5 protein-coding genes are annotated in these 9,350 nt (G+C 46.6%); 3 read left to right on the top strand and 2 right to left on the bottom strand.

Going from position 1 to position 9,350, the window contains the following annotated elements; all coding sequences use genetic code 11:
* Positions 1 to 213: 213 nt before the first annotated feature.
* From G9G54_RS00230 to G9G54_RS00240, 3 genes are read left to right on the top strand one after another with little or no spacing between them, the layout of a single operon-like run.
* On the top strand, positions 214 to 1,215 hold the full coding sequence (locus G9G54_RS00230; RefSeq protein ID WP_165175431.1) for a permease: 1,002 nt from the start codon (positions 214 to 216) through the stop codon (positions 1,213 to 1,215).
* An 8-nt stretch (positions 1,216 to 1,223) separates the two neighbouring features.
* Positions 1,224 to 2,201, top strand: coding sequence for a TIGR03943 family putative permease subunit (locus G9G54_RS00235; RefSeq protein WP_165175433.1), 978 nt, complete (start codon positions 1,224 to 1,226; stop codon positions 2,199 to 2,201).
* A gap of 18 nt (positions 2,202 to 2,219) precedes the next feature.
* On the top strand, positions 2,220 to 3,323 hold the full coding sequence (locus G9G54_RS00240) for a CobW family GTP-binding protein (protein ID WP_165175434.1): 1,104 nt from the start codon (positions 2,220 to 2,222) through the stop codon (positions 3,321 to 3,323).
* A 229-nt stretch (positions 3,324 to 3,552) separates the two neighbouring features.
* On the opposite strand, the gene G9G54_RS00245 is transcribed toward G9G54_RS00240, so the two are convergent.
* Together G9G54_RS00245 and G9G54_RS25280 are read right to left on the bottom strand one after the other, a co-directional pair.
* Positions 3,553 to 8,124: an S-layer homology domain-containing protein gene (locus G9G54_RS00245; protein WP_165175436.1), complete on the bottom strand. Its 4,572-nt coding sequence runs from the start codon at positions 8,122 to 8,124 to the stop codon at positions 3,553 to 3,555.
* A gap of 26 nt (positions 8,125 to 8,150) precedes the next feature.
* Positions 8,151 to 9,350 (bottom strand): Ig-like domain-containing protein (locus G9G54_RS25280; protein ID WP_446723010.1); only part of this gene is annotated, 1,200 nt, incomplete at its 5' end.

Consider the following 9,350-nt stretch of genomic DNA (forward strand, 5'->3'; position numbering starts at 1 on the left):
AACATTTAATATGGATCGTACCGTAAAAGTTTCCTTCTTGCAATCATTTATCAGATTTTAATCGTAATAATTACTAACAACAAACATAAATATATATGACCACTCTTTGAATTGTCAATATAGGAGGTGAGACAAGCACAATCCAGCGGGCATGATTGTCCCTCTACAGACATAGGATGTAGATAAGAACCCTTATTCCCAAGGAGACGTGGAATGAAAAACAGTACGCTGTTGAAGATGCTGCCTTTTATGATTCCGTTTGCCTTTCTCATCCCTGTGCTTGTCACGCTATCTCCCCAGTGGCTTCGTTTGTTAGATATGGGCCAGCTGCAACCGTTAAAAACGGTATTTATGGGTATTTTTCTGGAAGCTGTTCCGTTTCTCCTTATCGGTGTACTCGTCTCATCCCTTTTGCAGTGGCTTGTACCGGAGACATGGATTCGCAAAATAGCGCCTGCGCATCCTGTACCGGGTGTCCTGCTGGCCTCCTTACTAGGTATGCTGTTTCCCATCTGTGAATGCGGCATGATCCCTGTCGTTCGCCAATTAATGCTCAAGGGAATGCCTGCCTATATGGGTATCACTTTTATTTTAAGCGGGCCCATTATCAATCCCGTGGTACTGGCTGCGACGATGATGGCTTTCCCTTCCCATCCCGAGGTCACTGTCGTTCGAATGGGTTTGGCTTTTGCCGTCTCCGCGATCATCGGGCTGATCGTGTATGCCTTTGTGCGAGTGCATCCGCTCAAACGGTCGTTGCTCTCTTTTAACCAGCAAAAGCAGAACAATCAGACTCATCGGCATAGTCGCACATGGCGGGGCTTTTTTGTACATGCTGGTGACGAGTTTTTGGACATGAGTAAATATCTCACTATCGGCGCATTATTAACAGCCTGCATCCAAACCTTCATCCCACGTGATGAGATGCTTTCGTTAAGCAACGGAACGGTCGGATCGTACGCCTTTATGATGGGTTTTGCCTACATACTGTCGCTATGTTCCACCTCCGATGCCTTTGTAGCCACTGCTTTTTCACACACCTTTACACTAGGTCCGCTGGCAGCCTTTCTTGTACTCGGTCCGATGCTAGACTTCAAAGGCACGCTCATGCTGCTAAGCACCTTCCGCACCAAATTTGTCGCCATCCTGGGCTTGCTTATTGTTTCACTCGTCCTAGTGGGTTCTATAGCTGCTGAATGGTTATTGGGGAGGTGAATACAAACGTGAATTCAACCTTTAGCATCCGCTGGCAATATGGCATGCGCTCCTTGCTCCTGATTGGATTAGCTATGTACATTATCTCATTAAACCGTACGAATGCACTTCATTACTACTTGGCTCCCCATATGCAAAATCTGCTCCTGCTCTGTCCTGTACCACTCTTGTTCATCGCATTGGCAATGGCATGGCACGGAATTGTCGGGGAGCGGGACGGTGAGGATGTATGTGATTGTGAGCATCCGTTGCCGCAAAGCTGGTTCAAAAAAACACTCGTATATGGAATGCTGCTCATCCCGCTCCTGTTCGGTTCTCTACTGCCCAATCAGGCACTAGGTAGTGATATGGCCGCCAAAAAAGGCATGTCCTTCACGTATCCCAACCCGGATATCCGACGAAAAACAGATACACAGACCACGAAAGCATCCACCGCCTCCCTTTTATCAACTGCATCTTCCGTCCCAACTTCGTCCCCTCCAGAGGGAAAATGGAGTCAGGAAACGCTGGATAAGCTGTTCGTTCCGCCTGACAAGTACAATGTAGAATTCGCCGAGCTGGCGAAACGCCTGTATCAGCAACCTGTCATACAGATCAAGCCTGAGATTTTTTCCGAAACTATTGGAGCCATTGAGTTATATAAACAAGCTTTTGAAGGAAAAAAAGTACAGGTGACTGGCTTTGTCTATAAAGACGACAACCTGCCGGGTAAAGGCCTATTTGCAGTAGGAAGATTCCTCGTCATGTGCTGTACTGCCGATGCCATGCCATTCGGGATCATCGTCCAATCCCAGAAGGCCCCGTCCTTTGACAAGGATACCTGGGTGACCATTGAAGGAACACTGCATGCCACACAAAAGGGCAACGTTCCAGTACTTGAAATTCGATCCGAAAAAATAACCGCTGTCGAGCAGCCAGAATCCCCTTATGTCTATACCCAAGCAGACTCGGTAGCTACCTTTGATCGCTTGAACACAGCACACTAAACCCATCAAGGAGGAAAAATGATGAACAAAGTTCCTGTTATTTTAATCAGTGGTTTTCTTGGAAGCGGCAAAACAACACTACTTTTGCGCCTATTAGCCCATACTCGCCAAATTCCCCTTCGTGCTGCTGTTTTAATGAACGAAATGGGTGAATATGATGTAGACAGCGCTATAATTTCAGAGGAAATGCCTGACGTAACAGTAGAAGGATTGCTAGAAGGCTGCATTTGTTGCAGCAAAAGAAATGAGCTAGCAGGGGCTCTGCATACCCTGCTCAGTCAGAAGCCTGACCTGATCTTCATGGAAACCACCGGGGTAGCCAACCCCGAACAAGTACTGGAGGAGCTTCGCTCCCCTCTACTGGCAGATCGGCTTTATCTGGTTCACAGCATCAGTGTTGTGGATGCTGAGCTGTTCCATGAATACAATAGCCGCTTTACGGCTGATAAAGAACTGGTTCGCACCCTGCACGGACAACTGCGCACCGCAGACTTTATTGTGGTGAACAAGACGGATGCAGCAAGTAGCCGTGAAGTGACAAAGGTCGTCAAGAGCATCCGCAAGCTCAACGATACGGCCAAGCTGCAAACTACTGAATATAGCCGGATTGACCTTGAACCACTACTAGAGCCTGTTCTGGCCTCCGCATCCGTTGCCGCAAAACCTGTACAGACACTTCAACCAGCACCTGCACAACTCCAGTCCACCGATGCAGGTGTACCGTCCGTTTCCATTCCCGTCAAAAGTATCGGAAGCACCAGTAGTGTCTCCAGAAGTACGGCTTTCAAAGTTATTGCGGCACACAGTCATAACCACGATCCTAAGCAGCCTCATTCGTTCTCCCGTCTGGAGAGCTTAACTCTGCATCAATATTCTCCTCAGCCACTCGAAAAACAACGATTGGAAAACTTTTTGACCGGGTTAGGTTCCTCGTTGCTTCGTGCGAAAGGTTATTGCGTGCTTCCTCAGGAAGGTACAATGCTTTTGCAATTTTCAGGAAATCACTTGGAGTGGCAGCCTACTGCACTTCCTGTGAGCCAGGGATATGTTACTCTCATTGGAGAACAGCTTGACAAAGCCTCCATTACCGACCAATGGGAACAGTGCTTCGTGTCGCTGTAATCGACATATTCGGCTCGTAATGATGAAAATTCCTTTTGGTATGGTATGTACCTTATAGGATGCCATGTTGAAAGATTGGGAATAAAAAAAGCTGTCGAGAATGTCTCGACAGCTTGAGTACGACTATGCAGAGTTATACATTAATTGCTTGGCGACATCCTACTCTCCCGGGACCCTTCGGCCCAAGTACCATCGGCGCTGGAGGGCTTCCCGTTAATTCAACAAAATGTTATGGAGTATGATGACTAAAGTATTGAAGCGTTCCGGTTGGATAAGAGTTCCACTCTCCTGGAAGATTATAAGAGGAGGAACCGGACTTAATCCCCGATTTTCGGATAATAGTCCCATTATTCGGCATAAATTGCGTTTTTCCGTTAGGATCACCTAAGACGTCGATCGTTACGCCGTTCTTTTTCAGGACATAACCTGTCGTTACATTTGTATTCGTTTCTAGTAACATCAATTCATCATTATAGTATGTCGCAGGAACAATGTCGAAAAAGTCATAAAAGATGGAATCGATATATATATAAGGCATGCCTTTCCAAAACGAATTAATAGGCTGGCTCCACACCTTGGGAGTATTTGTAGCTAAATTGTATTGATGAATCTCAAGTGAGTATCCTGCATTTTCTATAGGTTTAGAAGTATCTCCTACCGGATTGTAAAACAGCTCAATAGCAGTACGGGTTTTATCCACAGATAGATACTGGGAAAAATATAGATCCTCCGGTCCTTGAGGATTTGAGGTCACTTGGAATATAGCGGCAGATCCGTTCGCCCCGATTACCCAGAAGTATTGAAAAATATCCCCGTTCCATGTCCAAACCGTCCCATTAAGAGGGATTGGCCCAGTAAAGGTGGAATCTGCCGTACCCGAATAGATTTTAAATGAAGTTTCACCCGGGAACACTGTTGACATGTCATAAGTAATCGGATCTTTAACCCCTTGCTTGGTTCGGATTTGAACAATTCCATTCGTCGCAAGAGGAGCATTCGTTACCTGAAAATTATAGGTGGCTGTTCCGCCATGCCCGTCATTCGCAGTAATCGTTACCTTGGTACTTCCTGCCTGATTACCCGGAGTAAGAGTCAACGTTGATCCGTTAACCTCTGCATTTACCATACCGGTTGATTCAACAGTAGAAGTAAACGTCAAGGCATCCCCGTCAGCATCACTGAACAATTGAGATAGGTCGTAGCTTCTTGCATTCGTAACTCCTGCAGTCAACACTTGTTCATAAATGGTCGCATCTACTTGAGGCGGCTGATTAGAAGTTGGGTTAGATGAACCGGATGATTGGACACTGACTTGGAAGGTGCTTGAAGTTTCCCCTCCACGGCCATCCATAGCCTTGATTTCTATGATTGTCGTCCCTGCACTTAGTGCCTGTACTTCCAATTGAGCTCCAGTGATTTCCGCCGAAGCAACGGACGGATCAGAAGAGGTTGCCTTAAAGGTCAACGTATCCCCATCAGGATCAGTAAAAACGGAACCTAAATCGAGTGAGTAGACCGCACCACCTACAGTAAGCGACTGGTCGGCAGGTTTAGTTTCTACTGGATACTGATTCTGTGGAGTTCCAGCCGTGACGGTGGTTTTGAAAGTTTCGATCACTTCCCCTCCCCGGCTATCTGTTGCTTTGATCGATACCGATGTGCTACCGATCGTTAACGGTGTAAGAGTAAGCATATCCCCATAAACGGCAGCCGTCACAACAGTCGGGTCAGAAACGCTATGAACATCGTAAGTTAAAACATCGCTATCAGGACTGGAAAAGAAATCATTTAAGGACAATTGAATATCGCCTGTATTTATTTCTTTCATCTGATCCGGAATCCCTGTGGAAATCGGGGATTCATTGACGGTAACATCAAAATCAGTAGTGACCTCGCCCCCACGGCCATCTTTTGCTTTAAGCTGAATCGTTGCCATTCCTGAGGAAACTGCATGGACCGTGGCTATGTATCCGTTAACGGATACAACAGCAACTGACGAATCCGAAGATTCTGCCAGAACGTCCACAGGGTCGCCATCGGGATCGTGGAATACCGAAGATAAATCCAGGATATAATCCGCATCGCCTAGATTCAGTGTCTGATTACCCGGCTTCTGGTCTATAACCGGATTTTGGTTAGATACAGCAGTTACTTCCATTTGAAACGACTGGCTTGTGCTACCTCCATGGCCATCAGATGCCTTAACAGAAACTGATGTGCTGCCAATTTTTAACGGTGTAATGGTAAGCGTGTCCCCATTTAGCACTGCAGTCGCAAACGAAGAATCGGAAATATCAATGCTGTATGACAACGAATCCTTCTCATGGTCGGTAAAGAAGTCGTTTAAAGATAATTGAATGTCGTCTGAATTGATTTGTTTCGTCTGATCCGGAATTCGCAAGGATACCGGAGGTTCATTAACGGTAATATCAAAATCGGTCTTAACCTCGCCTCCAAGGCCATTTGCCGCTTTTAGCTGGATGTTTGCTGTTCCTGAGGAAACCGCATGAACTGTGGCCTGGTTTCCGTTAACGGAGACCGTCGCAATAGATAGATCCAAGGATTCTGCCGAGATGATTAGCGGATTGCTGTCCGAATCAAGGAACACCGGAGATAAATCCAGGATGTAGTCCGCATCGCCCACAGTGAGCGTTTGGTTGCCCGGCTTCTGATTTACAACCGGATTTTGATTAGGTACTGCAGTTACAACCAATTGAAACGACTGGCTTGCGCTGCCTCCCCGACCATCGGATGCCTTGACGGTAACTTGGGCATGTCCTACAGCTGCCGGAGTTAATACCAATTGATCACCCGTCAGGGTAAAGGTAGCAATGGAAGGATCATCGATCGCAACCTCATAAGTCATAGGATCATTTTCAGAATCCGTAAAAAACGATCCTAAAGATAAGGTTACGTCGTCGCTCCCCAACTGTTCGTTTTGATTGGGGATACTCAATGAAACAGGAGATTCATTGACACGGACCTTGAAATTCGTTCCCGCTTTTTTCCCGGCCTGGTCATCTGCGGCGATCGTAATGGTCGCAGTCCCTTTGCCAACAGCCTTGATAAACAGGTTTGTTCCCTCTACTCGGACTGTACTGATTTTTGTACTAGACGACACTGCCGTATATTTGAGCTCAGACTGCTCCTCGTCCGTAAAATGACCAAGCAAGTCAATCTGAAGTTCAGAATCGCCCACCGTTACGGCATGATCGTCATATTTGGTCACTAACTTCGGTGCTGTATTGGCCACAACCGTAGAACGCGAGCTACCAGAAGAAGTTGTAGTGACTCCAGTGACTCCTGATACCGTCGAAGAAGACACACCTACTGCAAATGAAGTATTCGTGACTTGGCTGGAGGAGCTTACACTAATATTTGCTGCAGAGTTATTTACTTGTAAATTTGAAATAGTTCCAGCTACCTCCAGACTGATCGGAGAGGAACTGTTCACAGCCAATGTATTAATAGAGACCTGGCCTGTCAGAGCTACGGGCTGATCACTGTTGACCGACAATTGCTTAATAATCCCCTGCAACTCTACTTGCTTGGCACCGGTAAGAACATTCAACTGCTGTATCGTTGAGGATGAATCATTTTCAATCGTTGCATTGGAAATCAACGACATTTGATCCACCGTCGAATTTCCTTGAATGACTACGTGGACATCCTGTTTGGATACCTCGACATCCTGCAGCTCAGATGTGTTAAACAATACGGTGTTCTGGTCACCGCCCTGAATATATGTTTTTCCTTGTACCGTAAATTTAGAGGCATAGAAATCATGTTCAAGGCTTGACGTAACTGTAAAACTATTTTTGACATTCAAATTCATAACCGAAATGTAATCACCGTCAATAGTTAAATCTCCGTCAATCGAGGAGTTATGACCATCTAATACAAGATTGCCGCTGAATTCGGAAGCTTGCCCTATCGGAGCTTGTCCGCTCGCATGGATGACCAGTTTGGTGATCGATTCAATGGTCCGCTGTGATGCTACAAATTGAATATCTGCTCCTTTGAGAATCTCTTGGTTAGAGGTTTGCAGGATTCCTTTAACTGAATCCGAGAGTTTATATTCAATCCCGTTAATCCAGGCCTTTCCATCCTCTACTTTTTGGAGTTGGACTACATGGTCCTTAGGGAAAAAGGTAGACATCATATACTGGGCTATATCTTGGCGCTGAACGGACGATTTAGGTTTGAAACCGGACTGATCCGTCTTCATGGAGCCCGACTGTAAAGCCGTATTAACGTAAGGCCGTGCCCACGGACTGACCCGATTCCAATCAGTAAGTTTAGCAGACTCCGTGGCGTCAGCTGTAATAGGAAGCCCGGCGGCCCGCATAAGCAGAACCGCAGCCTCCTCTCTGGTAACTGCCGCTTTGGGCCTGAATTTGGAGCCGTCGTCTCCATTCATGAGTCCTGCACGATGTACAGCCTCAATATAGGGACTCGACCAACTTTTCGTTTCTACATCCGAGAAACTGCTGCTTGCTGCTTTAGAAATAGAGAGTTGCAGAGCTTGAGTTAATAGAACCGCCATTTCTTGACGGGTCAACAAATCCGTTGGACGATAGGATCCAGATGGGTCGCCATGCAGAAGCCCGGCTTCAATGGCTCGCAGGATGTTTGTCTTTTGCTCTGAAGCAATATTATTGATGTCTTTAAAAGGCAGACTGGCCAGAGCTACTCCGTTTGATGCACCGCTGGCAGCAGATGCAATCGTCTGCAAAGCCGTTGGAGCAACAAGTGCAGCCAAGGCTAATGTAATTAGCCATTTATTAGGTTTAGAACTCATGATGTTTCCTCTATTCTTTTTATTCATTATGGTGCCTCACTACTAAAGATGCCGATATTATCCGTATAATCGGTTCCTTCATCAAACCATTCACTTGCCTCGTAGTCTGCATTTCCATGGGTAACATCGGATTGTCTAGCTAAAGTGGTATGAGGCTGAAACACTGCCGTATCAATCAACTGATTATCGTAATAAAGCGATAAAGTAACAGGTGCTGAATCATCGTTATAAAATCCCATGTCTGTGAAGTAATCTACATGCGCATCACCAAAATACATGGTATCTCCTATCACGAAAGTAGCTCCACCTGGAATAAAAGCACCAGCGTCTTGACTTATTTCGATCGAATTTCCACTATCACTGCGTTCAATTCTAATTTTTGAAGCATCCAATTCCTCAGAACCCGCATTATAAAGCTCAATAATTTGCATCATAGAGTCGCTCTCCCCCCATGCCAACTCGGAGAAGAAAAGTCCCTTCTTTTCTCCAGCAGTGACTTGGAAGATCGTTTGAACGGTTCCCCCCTTCCCATCATCTGCGGTAACTGTGACTGTAGCACTTCCCACTGCAAGCGGAGTAATACTCAGTTGGTCGCCTGTAACGGAAACCGTTAATACGCTAGGGTCCGATGAATCAGCGGAATACGTCAGTAAGTCCAAATCTTCATCTGCAAAAGTTGAAGCAAGTCCAATAGTTGTGTCCACAGCACCTGCTTCTGTAGAAACATCATTAATCGTGCTTTGAACAACAGGAGCGTGATTAGCAGCAGGTGGAGGAGTCACCGTTAGAGTGAAATTCGTATCCACTGTACCCCCGTTTCCGTCATCTGCTGTAACCGTAATCGTGACCGTACCCGCGTTCACTGGCGTAATTTTCAGGTCGCTTCCGTTTACCGCTGCTGTTGCCACGCCCGTATCTGTCGAGGTTGCCGTGTATGTCAGCGCGTCGCTGTCTTCATCTGCAAACACACTCGCAAGGCTCACCGTCTTAACTCCATCCGCGGCTCCTGTCGTTACATTGCTGATCGACGTTTCCACCGTCGGCGCATGGTTTACGGCTTCTGGGATCACCGGCGTGATCGTCACGTTGAACTGCGTATCCACCGTGCCGCCCTTGCCGTCATCTGCCGTTACCGTAATCGTGACCGTACCCGCGTTCACTGGCGTAATTTTCAGGTCGCTTCCGTTTACCGCTGCTGTTGCCACGCCCGTATCTGTCGAGGTTGC

Source organism: Paenibacillus sp. EKM212P, from assembly GCF_011066115.1.
GTDB classification, from domain to species: Bacteria; Bacillota; Bacilli; order Paenibacillales; family Paenibacillaceae; genus Paenibacillus; species Paenibacillus polymyxa_B.

Bases quoted from the DNA above. Each gene is read 5' to 3' on its own strand.
- G9G54_RS00230 (WP_165175431.1), top strand. From the start codon at position 214: ATGAAAAACAGTACGCTGTTGAAGATGCTGCCTTTTATGATTCCGTTT.
- G9G54_RS00240 (WP_165175434.1), top strand. From the start codon at position 2,220: ATGATGAACAAAGTTCCTGTTATTTTAATCAGTGGTTTTCTTGGAAGC.
- G9G54_RS00245 (WP_165175436.1), bottom strand. From the start codon at position 8,124: ATGAGTTCTAAACCTAATAAATGGCTAATTACATTAGCCTTGGCTGCA.